At 49.9% G+C, this 17522-nt stretch carries 12 protein-coding genes and 3 pseudogenes; 10 read left to right on the forward strand and 5 right to left on the reverse strand.

All coding sequences use genetic code 11. The features are described from left to right. A pseudogene (gene repA, locus R0140_RS27045) lies at positions 1-855 on the forward strand (incFII family plasmid replication initiator RepA); the annotation flags it as partial. Positions 856-2209: 1354 nt separating this feature from the next. Further along, the gene (locus tag R0140_RS27050) at positions 2210-3103 is read left to right on the forward strand and encodes a LysR family transcriptional regulator (RefSeq protein ID WP_032705636.1); all 894 of its coding nucleotides are present in this window, start codon (positions 2210-2212) and stop codon (positions 3101-3103) included. A gap of 57 nt (positions 3104-3160) precedes the next feature. Here R0140_RS27050 and R0140_RS27055 read toward each other — a convergent pair whose 3' ends face one another. Continuing rightward, complete coding sequence (locus R0140_RS27055; protein ID WP_317704080.1) at positions 3161-3748, reverse strand: LysE family translocator; 588 nt, start codon at positions 3746-3748, stop codon at positions 3161-3163. Between the two features lie 322 nt (positions 3749-4070). After that, positions 4071-5066 carry an IS110 family RNA-guided transposase gene (locus tag R0140_RS27060; protein WP_317704081.1) on the reverse strand — a complete coding sequence of 332 codons (996 nt, stop codon included), beginning with the start codon at positions 5064-5066 and terminating at the stop codon, positions 4071-4073. Between the two features lie 461 nt (positions 5067-5527). Here R0140_RS27060 and R0140_RS27065 point away from each other — a divergent pair, with 461 nt between their 5' ends. The 5 genes from R0140_RS27065 (at position 5528) to R0140_RS27085 (ending at position 10157) form a co-directional block, all read left to right on the forward strand. After that, on the forward strand, positions 5528-6076 hold the full coding sequence (locus R0140_RS27065; RefSeq protein WP_070611419.1) for a thioredoxin fold domain-containing protein: 549 nt from the start codon (positions 5528-5530) through the stop codon (positions 6074-6076). Positions 6077-6713: 637 nt separating this feature from the next. Further along, a complete protein-coding gene (locus R0140_RS27070) occupies positions 6714-7628 on the forward strand; it encodes a J domain-containing protein (protein ID WP_317704082.1) in 915 nt (304 codons plus the stop codon). 168 nt (positions 7629-7796) lie between these two features. Further along, positions 7797-8468, forward strand: a complete 672-nt coding sequence (locus R0140_RS27075) for an SOS response-associated peptidase (RefSeq protein WP_191727023.1) — start codon at positions 7797-7799, stop codon at positions 8466-8468. Between the two features lie 297 nt (positions 8469-8765). After that, positions 8766-9761, forward strand: a complete 996-nt coding sequence (locus tag R0140_RS27080) for a hypothetical protein (protein ID WP_191727025.1) — start codon at positions 8766-8768, stop codon at positions 9759-9761. 72 nt (positions 9762-9833) lie between these two features. Continuing rightward, positions 9834-10157 carry a hypothetical protein gene (locus R0140_RS27085; protein ID WP_191727027.1) on the forward strand — a complete coding sequence of 108 codons (324 nt, stop codon included), beginning with the start codon at positions 9834-9836 and terminating at the stop codon, positions 10155-10157. A gap of 393 nt (positions 10158-10550) precedes the next feature. Here the strand turns inward: R0140_RS27085 and R0140_RS27090 are convergent, their stop codons facing one another. Further along, positions 10551-13304, reverse strand: a complete 2754-nt coding sequence (locus tag R0140_RS27090) for a Tn3 family transposase (protein ID WP_411555545.1) — start codon at positions 13302-13304, stop codon at positions 10551-10553. Between R0140_RS27090 and R0140_RS27095 the strand changes: the two genes are divergently transcribed. Further along, positions 13281-13985: an IS6-like element IS26 family transposase gene (locus tag R0140_RS27095; RefSeq protein WP_001067855.1), complete on the forward strand. Its 705-nt coding sequence runs from the start codon at positions 13281-13283 to the stop codon at positions 13983-13985. The genes R0140_RS27090 and R0140_RS27095 overlap by 24 nt on opposite strands. Before the next feature lie 45 nt (positions 13986-14030). On the opposite strand, the pseudogene R0140_RS27100 reads toward R0140_RS27095, so the two are convergent. Continuing rightward, positions 14031-14363 (reverse strand): annotated as a pseudogene (locus R0140_RS27100) (DUF4158 domain-containing protein); the annotation flags it as partial. Positions 14364-14522: 159 nt separating this feature from the next. Between R0140_RS27100 and R0140_RS27105 the strand changes: the two are divergent. Continuing rightward, positions 14523-14834: pseudogene (locus tag R0140_RS27105) on the forward strand (recombinase family protein); the annotation flags it as partial. A gap of 53 nt (positions 14835-14887) precedes the next feature. On the opposite strand, the gene R0140_RS27110 reads toward R0140_RS27105, so the two are convergent. Next, positions 14888-15592: an IS6-like element IS26 family transposase gene (locus tag R0140_RS27110; protein ID WP_001067855.1), complete on the reverse strand. Its 705-nt coding sequence runs from the start codon at positions 15590-15592 to the stop codon at positions 14888-14890. Positions 15593-16006: 414 nt separating this feature from the next. On the opposite strand from R0140_RS27110, the gene R0140_RS27115 reads away from it, so the two are divergent. Continuing rightward, positions 16007-17518, forward strand: coding sequence for an MFS transporter (locus R0140_RS27115; protein WP_003830786.1), 1512 nt, complete (start codon positions 16007-16009; stop codon positions 17516-17518). Positions 17519-17522: the final 4 nt, after the last annotated feature.

A 17522-nucleotide genomic window follows, 5' to 3' on the forward strand; every position in this document is an offset into this window, starting at 1 on the left:
GTGACTGATATCCTTCAAAACCACTATTCACAGGTTAAAAACCCGAACCCGGTTTTCACGCCGCGAGAAGGGAAAAAGACCCTGCCGTTCTGCCGTAAGCTGATGGCGAAAGCCGAAGGCTTCACGTCCCGTTTTGATTTTTCCATTCATGTGGCGTTTTTGCGTTCGCTGGGTAAGCGTCACCGGATGCCACCATTGTTGCGCAGGCGTGCAATTGACGCGCTACTGCAGGCAATGTGTTTTCACTATGATCCGCTGGCCAATCGCGTGCAGCGCTCGATTACCAATATGGCCATCGAGTGTGGACTGGCCACCGAGTCCAGGAGCGGCAACCTGTCAGTCAGCCGTGCCACCCGGGCGCTGAAGTTTCTGGCCGAGCTGGGGCTCATCACCTATCAGACTGAATATGACCCGCAGATCGGCTGTAACATCCCGACCGATATCACCTTCACCCCGGCTCTGTTTTCCGCGCTTGACGTTTCTGAGGTGGCTGTAGTGGCCGCGCGCCGCAGCCGTGTGGAGTGGGAAAACCTGCAGCGCAAAAAGCAGAAACTGAAACCCCTGGAGATGGACGAACTGATCGCAAAAGCGTGGCGGTTTGTGCGTGAGCGTTTTCGCAGCTATCAGGCTGAGCGTAAATCTCACGGCCGTAAGAGGGATACTGCACGGCGGGATGCATCACGGCAGCGTCATGACATCGAGACGCGCGTGCGTCAGCAACTGACCCGGGAATACGCCACTGGCCGCTTCAGGGGCGATCATGAAGCGCTGAAGCGCGAGGTTGAGCGCCGTGTGCAGGAGCGCATGCTGCTGTCGCGCGGGAACAACTACACGCGACTGGCCACTGTCCCCATATAACGACCCTTCCTTTGAAAATCCGGCCGGCGCCGGAGGCTTTCGCACGCCTGTTGTCCGGCTACTACGTATTATCTTATCTTCAGGCCTGCTTTCCTCACCATAATTCCGGTCTTCCTGGCGTCAACGTGGCCTTAAATGTTATCTCCGGCGTCACTTCTGACGGCCGATTTCTGTTATCCACATATAACTGCAAGGGTTTATTTCATATGACGCCAACCGATGTTTTCACAAAGCGCCTGCCGTCGGACTTTCAGGGCGCGTGGTTCCTTTTAAACACCAGCTCTATACCTCTTTTAAAGATCCTTTAATAAATCCTGTAAACACATAACCTGTTCATCGCCTGCCCTGTGGACAGGCTCCGGAGAATGCCCGCCCTTGCAGCGACCTGACGGTCGCGCCGGTTCGGCAACATCAGAGAGAGCTCCCATCGCTTCGCGACGGGCCCCGACCGGAGAAGTAAATTAGTTACAGCATTCAAAAGGGAGTTCACCATAAAACCAGCGCCGGTTTGCCGGCCCGGTGCCCCTCCCCACCACTGAAAAGCGCCGCCGCCCCCCGGCCGAAGGCCGGGGAACACCATCGCTTTTAATGATGGGTGTTGTAACTACTCTTCTTCATCGCTGTGGGTGGAGCTGTGGTCAGTTGTCTGGTACACGCTCGTAAGCGGCCCTGCGGCCCGCTAACGCGGAGATACGCCCCGACTGCGGCTGTCGCCTTGTCGGGACCACTCCGACCGCGTACAGAGGCGTCTGAGGTGTTTTGCGCGGGTATGGCTTTGCAGCTACCGTGTTAAGTTCCCTGGTGTCGCTGAAATAACTGAAGAACATCCCCCTAAGCGTCAGCAGCAAGCTGCCGCCGCCAAGGCCCCGGAAATCACGCCCTTTACGTCGTAAACGCCGTAAAGCCCGCTCACCGGGGTTAAAAGGGATTACTTTTACTTCTTCATTGCTGTGAGCGGGTTAAGGCTAATCAGGGCAGGGGGTAGGGTGGCAGAGTTTATAGCCAGGTAACCGGCTACGCCGGGCTTTCGGCGCCATTTGACTCCACTGATGCATGTAACCTCATCTGGCGCCTCCATGCCGCTGACGCGGCATCCAGAAGTTTCCCGATGCTGTAAGTCTTAACGTCTGCTTTGTGCCAGGAGCGGACATTGCTAACATCGTGCTATGTTAGTTTGCGGGGAGCAGGTCATTACCTCTCATTACTAATTATATTTTTCAATGTTCAGGTTTCCAACTTTGGGAATCTTCGATAAAAAAAGGAACTTTGGCGGTAAATAAAAACATGATAGTTTTATGGCTGATAGAACAACTCTCACGCTTAAAGTTAATGAGTGAACTCAGGAATAGTAATGATTGATGATATCCGTTACCTGATTGTTTTTGCAAAAATTGTACAAGCTGGATCGATTTCAGGTGGCGCAGACGCTTTAGGGCTCACTACCGCGACAGCAAGCACACATCTTTCTAAGCTGGAGAGAAATCTGGGAAGTGCTTTGCTATACAGAAACACGCGAAAATTATCGCTGACCCATGATGGGGCAAGTTTGCTCGAAACTGCAAACTCTATGTTAGAACTGTATGAAAAGGGGTTTATCGAGTTTAAACAGCGTTCTATTTCAACAAGTAATAAGCTGAATCTGTCAATTCCTGCAGTTTTTATAAATAGTGTTTTTACTCGTCATCTTGCAGGATTTATAAAGGAACATCCGGACGTTTCCCTGAGTATTTCTTATAGCGACACTCGTAAAGATATTATTGCCGATAGTATAGATGTTGCATTTCGAATTGGCGAACTGCCCGACAGCACACTCAAAGCACGGCATCTTTTTGTATTACCCCGACACGTTGTTGCTTCAAAGAAACTTCTTAGCAATTATCAGCCTATCAACCATCCTAATGACTTAGAAAAAATGCCCTGGATTGGTCTGAGCATGCTGAAGGGCAGTCGAGAGTTCAGGCACAAAAATGGAGAGATAGCTTTAATTAAGTATACGCCAACGGTGTACGTTGATAATGTCGAGGCTGCCTACACTCTAGCAAAACATCAGGTTGGAATCGCAGCCCCTCCTTGCTATCTCAGCAAAGAGGATATTAAGCGAGATGAAATACAGTTGGTTCTCCCTGACTGGTCATTGGAACCACTAAAAGTCTATGCAACCTGGCCTTCTAATATATCAACCAACAGTGTCGCTTACACGTTAATTAATAATATTTACAACTCCTTTGAATTCAAAATATTATGATTAATTTAAGGCTTCAATAATGTAAAAGATCAATTCCAGCCAGTAAGGGAAAGTGGCTTATTGAGCCAGAAACATGTAGAAGGCAGTGGTAATCAGTATCCCACCCATGCAGAAATTAAATGCACGGATGCGTCCAATGCTATTAAGCAATGTTGAGATGTTCTTTCCAAGGACAGCCCATGCAGCTAAAGAGAGGTAGCAAACGATAAAATATATTATTATGAAGATTATTAACGAAGTGTTATTTGATGGTTCAGAAAATAATACCACTCCGGATGCGCAGGCAATCCAGGCTTTTGGGTTGAGCCATTGAAGTAAAAAACCCTGAGTGAAACTAGGCGCCTCTGATTTTGTTAATGATAACTCAGATCTTGATGATGCTATCTTATAACCTATGTATATTATAAAAGCTGAGCCAGCCACGTTGAGATATTTGAAGAAAAGTGGATATTTCTCAATGGAAGCGTAGAACCCAAAACCAATGACTATAAGTAATAGAGTAAATCCTATTGTAGCACCTGAGACGAATGGGAAAGTTCTTCTGAATCCATAGCTCGCTCCAGATGATATAATGACCATATTGACTGGCCCTGGAGAAATTGACATGGTAAGGGAGAACAAAAACATTGCTAATACTAGAGTCATTTTCTCTCCATATGCATTATATAATAAAGCGTTTTTATTGAATGACTACATTCCTGACTATCCTCATAGTCTATCGTAAAAAACAGGCAGATAAAGTAGGATTTCTAAAAGAGTGTATTTGATTTTTTCACATAATCTTTTAATAATGTCTGGGATTTAACCAGCCAATTATTATTAGCAAGTTCCTCATGTTCAGCTACCAACTATTACCCTTTGGGATTCATCTAATGAATACAGCATAATGTCCGCTCTTCGCTCATAACGGACTGCGCTCACTTATTGCAGTGAGCGTTACCTTGTGTTTAATGCCAGCCTGGTATAGTCAGGTTGACAGTACCGGTTTCAGGTCTTCGTCATTAAAAACGGTTCCGGTCTTCAGGACGCCATAACACCAGTGCACCAGTTTCCGCATCAGCGCGCCAATGGCCACCATTTTAGGTTTACCCCGCAGGCACATCTCATCGTAAATATTACGCATTCGTTTATTGTAGATTTTTCCGCACAGGGCGGACATGTAAAGCTTCGCTCTCAACTGAGGGGGGCCGATTTTCGACATCCGCGGTCGGCTCCGGACCGATGTGCCTGAGCGTTTCTCGATCGGCACCACGCCCAGAAAGGCGGCAGCCTGCTCTGCTGATGCAAAGTTATGGCTGCGAAGCACGACCAGCATATGCATCCCCAGCTGGGGACCAACCGATTTAATTGAGGTCAGCAGTGTATAATCACGCCTCAGTGCAGGGCTGGCTTTGATATGTGCTTTAATCTGCCGCTCGATATTACCTACCTCCTCGCGCAGAAGCTGCGCCATACGCCTGCAGGAACTGATAATATCTGCAGGTGTGTCTGTCGACAGGTATTTTTCCAGCCTGTCCTCCTCACGCAGGGCATCACCCAGCAGAACATCCCGCCGTCGCAGGAGTGCACCGAGATATCTGATTTCGGGTGCCGGCGGCTCCCAGCGGTGTGGCTTCTTAAGGAATGCGTAACAGGCCAGCATATACGCATCCACCTTATCCGTTTTTGTCATGATTCCCATGCCACGCGCAAACTCCCGACTACGGTGAGGGTTGGCCAGAGAAACCCGGAAACCGGCATCATGTAATTCAGTGGCCAGCCGTTCGTGATAAACACCGGTAGCTTCCATTACCACATGAACATCTTCCGGACTGCAATGTTGAAGCCTGAGCCAGCGAAGAATATTTTCAACTGAATGTCTGTTATTCTGGATGTTACGGGTTTTTATGCGTCCTTTGATACCGTCATAAAGCATGCAAAGATCCAGGGTGTTTTTACTTACGTCAATGCCGACTGGAAACATGGTCAAACTCCTCTCACATAAACCGTCACGCCTGTTCGCCTTGTACATACGGAGTCGAGCTCCCGGTAACCGTTCAACCTGATGTGCTGGCGTGAAAGGAGAAGCGGAGGGCCATGTGCTGCAAATCAAGGTTCAGCGGTGCCGACTTTTCTGACCTTAAGGGAAGGGGGCGGCTCACTCTGCTTCAGTGGTGGTAGCTAATCACCACAAACTGTTAGATACAAGGGAAGGGGGGCGGTGAGGCAGAACCTGTCAAAACAGCAGCCGGCTGCGCCGGGCGACGGCGCCATTTGCCCACAGTACTCCATTCAACTTCAGCTGGCGCCTCTATGCCGCTGAAGCGGCATTAAAAATGCTCCCCAGAAACGATTTTCTTTTCCTGATGAAAAAAAAGGCGTTAACTGTGACATGAACCAGACGTCGACAACCTGAAGGTAGTCAGGGATGAGGAAAAGGAAATCATGCACTTTTGTATTAAAGCATTAACTGCAGGCATTTTTATGGTAGCCAGCTTCAGCCACGGTGTTTCAGCGGCTCCGGTCTCAGACGTAACGCCACAGATGGCCTATGAAGATATATCCCGCTCCTTAGCTGAGCTGGAGCCCGTTACCTTCCAGGCAAAAGCTGAAAAACATAAATTATTAGTTTTTGTTGAAAATCAGTGTGTTTATTGCAGCTATGTTGTGAAAAATATCAAAAAGTACACGGATGCAGGGCTCACTATGTCATTTGTGACTGTGGTGCCGTCATCCATCAAAGACTCTGTCATAGAAGATATGGGGAGAGTATGGTGTGCACCCGATCGCCAGAAAAGTTTTAAAAATGCAATGGCCGGTTTTTTGCCAGATAACACCAGTTCAGAAAAATGTAAAAATCTGGTGATTAAACAGTCTGAGCTTGCAGACCGTCTCGGGGTTACCGCCACGCCTGCGATGGTTGTGCTGGAGCCGTCTGTCCATACTTTCCTGGGTAGTGTTTCTCCGGAAAAAATTCTCGCAGAACTCCGGTAAAGAGACGGGCAGGGATTGCTGAAAATAAATCAAACCGTATTTTAAGGATAAAAATGAAAGTCTGTCTGAAGGTACAATCCCGCATACTGCCGTTATGTTTGCTGGCCATGACGATCCAGATAGCGGGTCCTGCAGCTGCAGCGGTAAGGCTCATTACGGTATAACAGGCCCAGGATGCGGCGAAAATGACGCGCCCCGTAAGCGAACACCTCACCTCAGGTTCTGAAGAGAAGCAAACGCATACAGCGGCGCTGCGTACATCGCTGCACCAGGAGGACAGACTCCTCAGGGCTGAAGAGCAGGGCATAATCGACCAGGGCGCCAGAACCGCTATCCATATCCGGGAACAGGAGGTACAGCGAGACATCCGGGAATTGCGCTAACAACCCGGGCATCTAAAGGGATGCTTTATGGTATGTGGGAAGGAGCTTCTCACCAGTTTCGGTAGCTAATCGGGACCAGTCCGACCGCGTACAGAGGTGTCTGTGGCGTTTTAAGCGGGTATGGCTTTGCAGGGAAGTGGGGAGGCTGAACCTTTCAAATCAGGGGCGGAGTTCAGCTGCAAAATCCAGGGTTTTACAAGATTCAGCAACTTTGTTATACACATGGTAGGGACTTTTATCACTACGGGAAGAAGATGAGAACACACTATGATAACCTCAAAGTGTCGAAAGATGCTCCTGTGGAGGTAATACAAGCTGCTTACCGGACGCTGGCAAAGAAATATCACCCGGATATAAACAAAAATAATCCCGAAGCTGTCAGGATAATGCAAATAATTAATGCCTCATACGAAGTATTAATTGACCCTTTGAAAAGAAAAGAACATGATCGCTGGATTATTAAAGAAACCTGGAGAGAAAAGGCTGAAGCCACAATAGCACGAGATTCGGAAGCAAATGTTAATATCCAGGCATCAGTTAAAACAACAGAAGAAACAAAAAAGAAATCATTAATGACAATATTAGGTGTTGTTTTTTACCCTTTGTTCTCTATGCTGAAAACTGTTGCCGGCCTGTGTGTGATAGGGATTGTTGCGTACGCAATTATTCATAATATTAATGAAAGAGATGCTTCTTTAGATAAAACATATACAGGAAGCAACTCATCTCCATTAAAACCAGAACGTGTAAATAACAATAACGGAATTTGTGATTCATCTGTGCAACAACTACTATGGCCTACTGTCCCAACTGTTTTATCTGAAAAAGACAGGCGAAATGGTTTGTCCTCACTTAGGTTAGATAACACTCAAAATAACGAAGGGTTACGAGTCAGGTTAACCCTGGATAATGCATACAACAAAACTGATTTTGTACGTGAAGTATTCGTTCCAGCAGGTAGCCAAATTACTCTGGAACAAATCTCATCAGGAATATATCGGGTAAAAACACAAAATGTTAAAAATGGATGTGTACAAATTTCTGAACCAATCAATATGATTGAAAGACAAACTTCAACGGGAACAGAGTACAGTGACAATTCTTTGACTTTTTATCCCGTAATAAATGGTAATACACATTTCTTATCTTTGCCGGCGTCACAGTTTTAAAATATCCCCGCAGGGTATTTGCTTACCCGCCACGTACAACATTTTTACGTGAAGTTTCCAGGTTATCGTATGAGTTATATGATAAAGCTAATGTACGCATACATTAGCTTTAATAACTCTGGATAGGGCGAAGCAGCTATACTTTCATCCTGGCCATAGGAGGTGAGTATGTGCGGACGTTTTTCTCAGTCAATGACGCGGGAAGAGTATCTTTCTCTCCTCGCCAATGAAGCAGATCGAAATATTGCCTACGACCCGGAACCCATCGGTCGCTATAACGTCGCCCCGGGTACCAGGGTGTTACTGCTGAGCGAACGCGACGAACAGCTGCAGCTCGATCCGGTTCACTGGGGTTACGCGCCAGGGTGGTGGGATAAACCGCCATTGATTAATGCCCGGGTTGAGACAGCAGCCAGCAGCAGGATGTTTAAACCTCTTTGGCAGCACGGTAGGGCGATCTGCTTTGCCGATGGCTGGTTTGAATGGAAGCGTGAAGGAGACAAGAAGCAGCCCTATTTCATCCACCGTAAAGACGGCCAGCCAATCCTCATGGCCGCGATCGGAAGCACTCCGTTTGAGCGTGGTGATGAGGCGGAAGGGTTTCTGATTGTCACGGCCGCGGCTGATAAAGGTCTCGTTGATATCCATGACCGGCGCCCACTTGTCCTGGTACCGGACGCCGCCCGGGAGTGGATGAAACAGGACATTTCGGGTAAGGAGGCTGCAGAAATTGCTGCTGATGGAGCTGTGTCAGCTGATCATTTCAAATGGCATCCTGTAACGCGCGCTGTTGGTAATGTGAAGAATCAGGGACCAGAGCTCATCGAGCCTGTTGGCTGATGAGTTGTGGGAGGCTGATCCGTGTTTTAAAGCTAATGTACGCATACATTAGCTTTAAAATTAGCCATGCATCGTAACTAATTTCCATCATCAATATGGACAGCTATCACGACAGGGAGATCTTAAAAGCTTCAGACCTGTGCATTAAAAGCGGTGCAAGTCTAATAAGTAATTATCGTACTAAATATATAATTCATTTTTACATGTATTATTGTTAGTCAGTAAAGTTAATTGTTGAATTTACCTATAAACAAAGATATTAATATAATACCTGCCTTTTCAATAAAGGAACTTATCATGAGCTGGTTTAATGACGTATTTGGATTCGAAGAATCAGACTATGCAGAGACTCAGGCTTGTTTTTTCCAGGAAGGCCCTTTTCTTCATACCAGAAGCCAGCCATCTGTTTCTTATCGTTCTGGTATTCTGACCATGCCGAGTCTGGCCGAATTAAGGAAAGCGGTCAGCAATCTTGTGACAGAACCGTATGGAAGGTGCAGATTTGACATACTTGAGGCTGATGCATATGACCTCCACCGAAAATCCGAAGTAAAGGGCGCGCTGATCCAGGTTGCCAGTCAGTTCAACTTGCTCGAAATGCCATGTGAATATACAACGCCAGAAAAGGGGATTACCGATTACCAGTTTGATCATACTCAAGGACCTGCCTGCGCTATGGCCTGTGCTGCTGCCACGGTATTTCGTAACTATCTTGTCCCGATAGGGTCACAGACTGGACAATCCATTATCAGCCAGCTTAACACGCTGGCTGATATGGAAAAGGCTATTGGCATTGATGGCATACGAATGAAAAACGGGTATGCCCTGATGTCGGCTAATACAGTGCAGGCTATTAGCCATCATATTGCATCGCTGGATGAGCAAATGCGGGACAGGCTCAGACAGGAGTTACGCATCGGATTGCACTCAGATACTGAAGTCACTATACCAGGAGTACCTGAAGATCAGTTTGTGTCTCAGGCTCTCTGCTCTGCCTTACCTGTCGCGTATAACTCATCTCCCCGGGAAGACTGGGCTCCTTTTGCATCGCTGGTACTGGAAGCCAGTTACGAAGCAACGTTGCTGGCAGGTGTTCTGAACTACCGACGTACAGGCAATCCGAGAGTATATGTGACTATGGTCGGAGGCGGAGCATTTGGTAATGAAACTGGCTGGATAATTTCTGCTCTCAGGCGTGCCTTATATCTGGTCAGCCATCATAATCTGGAGGTGATGTTTGTAAGCTACCGACATACTCCTGCAGCTTTATATTCATTAATTGAGGAATTTTGACCGATACAGTTTGTCATTCTAAATAAGAACAACATATAATGAATGCGACAACATTTAATTAAGGAGTGATTTATGAATGGGTATATCGTCACAATCATTATTGCATTCATCTTTGGTCCCATTCTTGCGTTGCCGGTAATGATAATCGGTTTGTTTAATATAATGGATTTTGCGCTGTTTTCATTCCCCCTATTTTTCTTTTGCATTATGGGTTACAAAAAAGAGAGGAAAATTAAGGATGCTTTTAAGGCAGTAATACCGGGCCTGATTGTATCTCTGATTATGACGACTTTTGTTCTGTTTGTTAAAGATCAGAGCGACTGTACGAATAAATATGACACAGGCAGTCTGTCTGCTGCTGTGTGTGAGAGATTTAAGGGACCAGGATTTAGATAACGGAAGCCTTTACGGTGGTGCAGCTCGTCACGGAACGCCTCAGCCTGCTCTATGCCCGGCAGATGGTTTTGATTCAATGCGTGATCATGTGGTCATTGGCACCGCCATTGCAGCGGCGCCGAGAGACGTCGTTTATCAGTCTGTGGAGTCCTGATCGTAGAAGTTCAGACCGCCCAGACTTTTGAGTTGTCTTAAGTCACTGAGATAGTCCTTCCCGGGCACCCCCATAGCCTCGACAAGTGAATGCCAGAGCACGATGACTCCATTGTTGCTCCAGATATCCAGGATGTCCGGCGGCGTGCTGAGATGCCTGAAATCGGTGACCACTTTTTTGGTGTGCTCAAGCAGTTCGTCATAGGAGGGGTCCGCTTGGAAAACGGAAATTATCCCACGCTAAGACTGTTTTTTGTACAATGTGGTGTCGACTGTGCGTAATGAGCGGTATTTTCCGGATCCCAGCTTAAAATTATTACGCCAGACGTAATCTCCACTCAGAGTGATATGTTCCCAGCCCAGGGGAGAAAGATGAGATACCAGTTGCTCATTTATCGGGATACCTTTTCGTTTTAGTGACTCAATAGCTCTTTCTATATATACCGTGTTCCACAACGTGATCGCCGCTGTCAGTAACGTCAGCCCGCTGGCGCGGTAACTCTGATTCTCCAGCCCACGATCCCTTATTTCACCCAGACGGTGCATAAAGACCGCTCGCGCAAGGGCATTACGGGCCTCACCCTTATTCAGCCCCGCCTGTACGCGTCGGCGCAGACCGGGATCACGGAACCAGTCCAGCATAAATAGTGTCCGCTCAATGCGGCCAATCTCTCTCAGCGCTTTGGCAAGTCCATTCTGTTTTGGGTAACTGGCTAACTTTTTCATCATCAGCGATGCGGTGACTGTCCCCTGCTTAATCGAGGTTGCCAGGCGCAATACCTCATCCCAGTGTGCCTCAATGTCTTTGATATTCAGGCTGGTTGTTGATATGACGGACTGAAGCCCCGGATAGCGTTCGGCCTTTCCATGAATAAACAGCCGCTTGTCATGAAGATCCCGGATCCTCGGCGCAAAAGCGAATCCCAGCAGGTGCATCAGGGCGAAAACATGTTCAGTGAAGCCTGCGGTATCGGTGTAATGCTCGGTAATTTCCAGATCGCTTTCATGGTACAGCAGGCCATCAAGCACGTGGGTTGAGTCGCGCACCCGGCTGATCACTTTGGCATAGAACGGGCTGTATTGGTCTGAGATATGCGTATAAATCTGCACGCCCGGCTCCTGACCATATTTAAGATTGACCTGACCGGCATAACGTCCGTGACTGCCTACCCGAAAGTTCTGCCCGTCTGACGATGATGTTGTCCCGTCGCCCCAGAATGCGGCCAGAGGCCGCGCTTTCTGAGCGTTGACCAGCTCGGCCAGTGCCGCTGAATAAGTTTCATCTCTGATGTACCATGCCTGAATACCTTCGAGTGACGATTTTGTTGCCCCCGGGCAGGACTCCGCCATTTTTGTCAGCCCCAGATTGATGCCGTCGGCCAGAATGGTGGTCAGCAACAGTCTTCCGTCTTTTGGTCTGACGTTATTATTTTTGAGGTGCGCGAAGTGACGCGTAAACCCCGTCCAGCTGTCCACTTCTTCCAGTATCTCTGTAATTTTCGGATGAGGAAGCATGCCATAAACCAAATCGGCAAAGGGCGAAACACCCGAAGGGACGCTGTTCTCCAGCGGAGTGATTTTTACTCCTTTATCTGAAATATCAACATCGGGCAAATCACCGGCAAGCGCCATCGCGTTAACTTCTTCCAGACGCGATGCAAGAAGCGTCATACGGGCCTGAAGATATGCCTGGCAATCGGTCTGAACGGCCAACTGTAACTGGTCATTGTGGCGGGATTTCTCAAACTCAGCAGTCGGGATGAGATAATCATCAAAATTTCTGTAGCGGCGCGATCCTTTTACCCAGAGATCACCGGAACGTAGCGCCCCCTTGAGTTCATTCATTACGCAAAACTCGTAGTACTTGCGGTCGATTCCTGAAGGCGTGAGTACCAGTTTTCGCCAGCTTTCAGGGATAAATCCTGTTGGCGCCGATAGCGGCACTTTACGAAGTTGTTTACGGTACATTTCCCTGATGGTGTCCAGCGCATCGCTGAGCGTCTGCGCCGCAGGTGTCGCCATGAACTGCAATGCTGACAGCATACGCGGGGCGTATTTACGCAGCGTACTGTATTTTTCGGTGATCAGGTGAAGCGGGTCGAAATTGCCCTTATGGGACAGAAACCGCGTTTCTTCCACGCTGTTGATGAATTCCTGCCAGGGAAGGACATCTTCTATTGCAGTCCAGGGATCTTCCCCGGATTCTCTGGCGTTAAGTAACGCCTGCCCGACGGTAACGTACTGCTTCAGCTTGCTCTGAATAAGCTTTCCCGTTTGCTGGAGCCGTTCGGCCTGCGTGCGTTTTGCCCTGCTGAACAGACTACCCAAGATACGCTCGTGCAGATCAATCACTTCGTCAGTCAGAGTGGCCCTGGCCTCTATTATTATACAAACCAGCGTAGCGTAACGTCTGACATCGGTGAATTTTGCCAGGTCCCTGCTGCTCATTTTCCGGCCCTCACGCGCCAGTTTAAGCAACCTGTTCTGGTGAACGGAAAGCGCAATACCATCAGGCAACCCCAGCGCAGCGATGGAATTAAGCCGGTCGATATGTTGCAGCACATTTTTACCGTTTATTTTACCCGGAGGCTGTAGCAGCCATGCCAGACGGGAAGGTTGTTCACCCTCTGATATGAGCAGGCTGTCGAGTGCTGATTTATGCTGCTTTTCCAGTTGCGCGGTAAGTGTCGAAAATACCGATCTGTTAGCGAGCGTGACGACTTCGGCAAGCGTCCGTTCGATCACTTCAACAGAAGGGAAAATAACATTATTGTTATGTAGCCAGCTGAGCATTTCTTCCGCCAGCATAAATCCTTTGTCAGTTCGCATGGCATCGGGGTGCAGATGACGGATACAGTCTTTTTGCATTGACCGGCTGAACGGGGATAGTTCCAGGTAGCGATAAAGGGCACTGTTGCAAATAGTCGGTGGTGATAAACTTATCATCCCCTTTTGCTGATGGAGCTGCACATGAACCCATTCAAAGGCCGGCATTTTCAGCGTGACATCATTCTGTGGGCCGTACGCTGGTACTGCAAATACGGCATCAGTTACCGTGAGCTGCAGGAGATGCTGGCTGAACGCGGAGTGAATGTCGATCACTCCACGATTTACCGCTGGGTTCAGCGTTATGCGCCTGAAATGGAAAAACGGCTGCGCTGGTACTGGCGTAACCCTTCCGATCTTTGCCCGTGGCACATGGATGAAACCTACGTGAAGGTCAATGGCCGCTGGGCGTATCTGTACCGGGCCGTCGACAGCCGGGGCCGCACTGTCGATTTTTATCTCTCCTCCCGTCGTAACAGCAAAGCTGCATACCGGTTTCTGGGTAAAATCCTCAACAACGTGAAGAAGTGGCAGATCCCGCGATTCATCAACACGGATAAAGCGCCCGCCTATGGTCGCGCGCTTGCTCTGCTCAAACGCGAAGGCCGGTGCCCGTCTGACGTTGAACACCGACAGATTAAGTACCGGAACAACGTGATTGAATGCGATCATGGCAAACTGAAACGGATAATCGGCGCCACGCTGGGATTTAAATCCATGAAGACGGCTTACGCCACCATCAAAGGTATTGAGGTGATGCGTGCACTACGCAAAGGCCAGGCCTCAGCATTTTATTATGGTGATCCCCTGGGCGAAATGCGCCTGGTAAGCAGAGTTTTTGAAATGTAAGGCCTTTGAATAAGACAAAAGGCTGCCTCATCGCTAACTTTGCAACAGTGCCCGATAAAGTTCGGTCAGATGTTCCCAGCGGGTTTGCTCTCTGGATGCATATTCCGGCCATAAATCAGGCTGAAGTTTCAGTCGGGAAGCAACCCTGGTTACAACGCCATTGTGAGGAGCACTGCTTTTGTCCGGAATAAATCCGGGTCCACGCAGATAACAGAGTAATACAGCAAAGCCCAGGCGATTCGCTGGCCGTCGGTGCTTATTAATGAGCGCAATATCCGGTTCGTTCAGAAAACACATTCGGGTCAGAATAATTTCATCATCTGGTATAACCAGTAAGCGTTCCTGCTCTTCACTGCTCAGTATCTGTCGCCGTGGCATAAATGCTTCCCTCGCGTATAGTTTTCATCTGTTATTTGTTCGCTGTGACCGAAACCGGTCGGTTTCGGACACCATTATGTAAATATGTCCGAAAGTAAGTGAAATATATTTCGTACAGGCTATATAATTCGGACATCCATTTCGTACGGAAAGTTTCCTATGTCACGTGTTTTTGCTTATTGCCGGGTATCCACTCTGGAACAGACCACTGAGAATCAGCGACGGGAAATTCAGGCTGCGGGTTTTGATGTCAGACCCCAGCGATTCGTAGAAGAACATATAAGTGGTTCGGTTGCTGGATGTGAGCGACCAGGGTTTCTCCGCCTGCTTGACCGCATGGAAAATGGTGATGTATTGATCGTCACCAAACTTGATCGCCTTGGTCGTAATGCGATGGATATCCGAAAAACAGTAGAGCAGCTGGCAACTTCCGATATCCGAGTCCATTGTCTGGCGCTTGGAGGCGTGGATTGGCACTGTTGCAAAGTTAGCGATGAGGCAGCCTTTTGTCTTATTCAAAGGCCTTACATTTCAAAAACTCTGCTTACCAGGCGCATTTCGCCCAGGGGATCACCATAATAAAATGCTGAGGCCTGGCCTTTGCGTAGTGCACGCATCACCTCAATACCTTTGATGGTGGCGTAAGCCGTCTTCATGGATTTAAATCCCAGCGTGGCGCCGATTATCCGTTTCAGTTTGCCATGATCGCATTCAATCACGTTGTTCCGGTACTTAATCTGTCGGTGTTCAACGTCAGACGGGCACCGGCCTTCGCGTTTGAGCAGAGCAAGCGCGCGACCATAGGCGGGCGCTTTATCCGTGTTGATGAATCGCGGGATCTGCCACTTCTTCACGTTGTTGAGGATTTTACCCAGAAACCGGTATGCAGCTTTGCTGTTACGACGGGAGGAGAGATAAAAATCGACAGTGCGGCCCCGGCTGTCGACGGCCCGGTACAGATACGCCCAGCGGCCATTGACCTTCACGTAGGTTTCATCCATGTGCCACGGGCAAAGATCGGAAGGGTTACGCCAGTACCAGCGCAGCCGTTTTTCCATTTCAGGCGCATAACGCTGAACCCAGCGGTAAATCGTGGAGTGATCGACATTCACTCCGCGTTCAGCCAGCATCTCCTGCAGCTCACGGTAACTGATGCCGTATTTGCAGTACCAGCGTACGGCCCACAGAATGATGTCACGCTGAAAATGCCGGCCTTTGAATGGGTTCATGTGCAGCTCCATCAGCAAAAGGGGATGATAAGTTTATCACCACCGACTATTTGCAACAGTGCCTCCTCAAGTCCTGGTCATCGGTCGATACCCTGGCGTAGCCGATCAGCAGCCGCCCGCTTTCCAGGTCGAGCGTGCCGGGGTCGTGTTTGTCTCTCATGGCGTCCCCATCATGTTGCAAATATCGTCGCACATTGTAGAACATTTGCGACTGACTTTTGCAACGTCTCGTCGCCAGGGAAAACGGAGCGGGGTGGGGCTGTCGCAAAACTTAGGAATTTCGCGACAAATTGATCGCGCCCCGGAATGCGAAGCCCCGCTGTCGGCCATTGTCTGAAGTTCCTCACGGGCAGGCGCTTGATACTTTACTAACTTGTCTGTAAAGTTTGGCTACTCTCACTGAATGGTGCTATCATGCCTGCCGCCCACTCGAACCGCTGGGTTCTTCTGGTGACCGTCGCCGCCGGTCTCCTGCTTATCGTTCTGGACAATTCGGTCCTCTACACGGCCCTGCCTACCCTGACGCGCGAGCTTGGCGCGACGGCAACGCAAGGGTTGTGGATCATCAACGCATACCCCCTCGTCATGGCCGGCCTGCTGCTCGGCACCGGGACGCTGGGTGACAGGATCGGTCACCGGCGCATGTTCCTCATCGGCCTCGTGCTGTTCGGTGTCGCGTCGATTGTGGCGGCCTATTCGCCTACAGCGGAAATCCTGATCGGGGCGCGGGCCTTTCTGGCGGTCGGCGCGGCGGCGATGATGCCCGCGACACTCGCCCTCATCCGCGTCACCTTCGAGGATGACCGGGAACGCAACATCGCCATTGCGATCTGGGGGTCGTTGTCGGTCGTCGGCGCTGCGCTCGGACCGATCATCGGCGGTTTTCTGCTCGGCCATTTCTGGTGGGGGTCGGTGTTCCTCATCAATGTGCCGGTAGTGGTCGCTGCCTTCATTTCGGCGCTGATCGTTGCGCCGAAGGTGGCCGGCGATGCGACCAAGCCTTGGGACGTGGTGTCGTCGTTTCAGGCATTGGTGGCGCTGTCGGCTTTTGTGATCGCGATCAAGGAATCTGCCCATGCCGGGCAGTCGTGGGCCGTCCCCGCTATTTCGCTGCTGGTTGCCATCCTCGCCGGAGCGCTGTTCGTCCGCCGGCAACTGCGCCTGCCGTTCCCGCTGCTCGACTTCTCGATCTTCCGCAATGCCGCGTTCACATCGGGCGTTCTAGCGGCCGCGTTCTCCCTGTTCGCCATCGGCGGTGTTGAGCTTGCTACGACGCAACGCTTCCAGCTCGTTGCGGGCTTCACGCCGCTGGAAGCCGGGATGCTGGTTTCGGCGGCGGCGCTCGGATCATTGCCGACTGCGCTGCTCGGTGGTGCATTCCTGCATCGTATTGGCCTACGTATCCTTATAGCTGGCGGGCTTGCGGCGGGATCGCTGGCGGTCCTGCTTGCGACATGGGGCATCACTCATGGCCTTGGCTGGCTGATCGCCGGTCTGGCGCTGACCGGTGCCGGCGTAGGTGCAACAATGTCGGTGGCATCAACGGCTATTGTGGGCAATGTGCCTGTGCATCGCGCCGGCATGGCGTCGTCGGTCGAGGAAGTGTCCTACGAGTTTGGCAGTCTGTTCGCTGTCACAATTCTCGGAAGTCTTTTGGCCTACCTCTATACGGTCAACGTCGTGTTCCCCGCCGGAACCTCGGAAGCGGCCCGCGACAGCATGGCGTCGGCGCTGGTCTTTGCCAACGAGGCGGGGGCCGATGGTGTTGTCGTGCGTCAAGCGGCAGGAATCGCATTCGACCACGCCTATACGGTCGTCATGTACGTGGCGGCGGGTGTTCTGGCCGTGGGTGCCCTGATCACCGGCATCCTGTTGCGGCGCTACGGTCCCGGCTCGCAATCGTCAGCCTATCCCACACAACACTAAGGAA

Source organism: Klebsiella sp. w6, from assembly GCF_033100215.1.
In the GTDB taxonomy this organism is placed as follows: domain Bacteria; phylum Pseudomonadota; class Gammaproteobacteria; order Enterobacterales; family Enterobacteriaceae; genus Klebsiella; species Klebsiella variicola.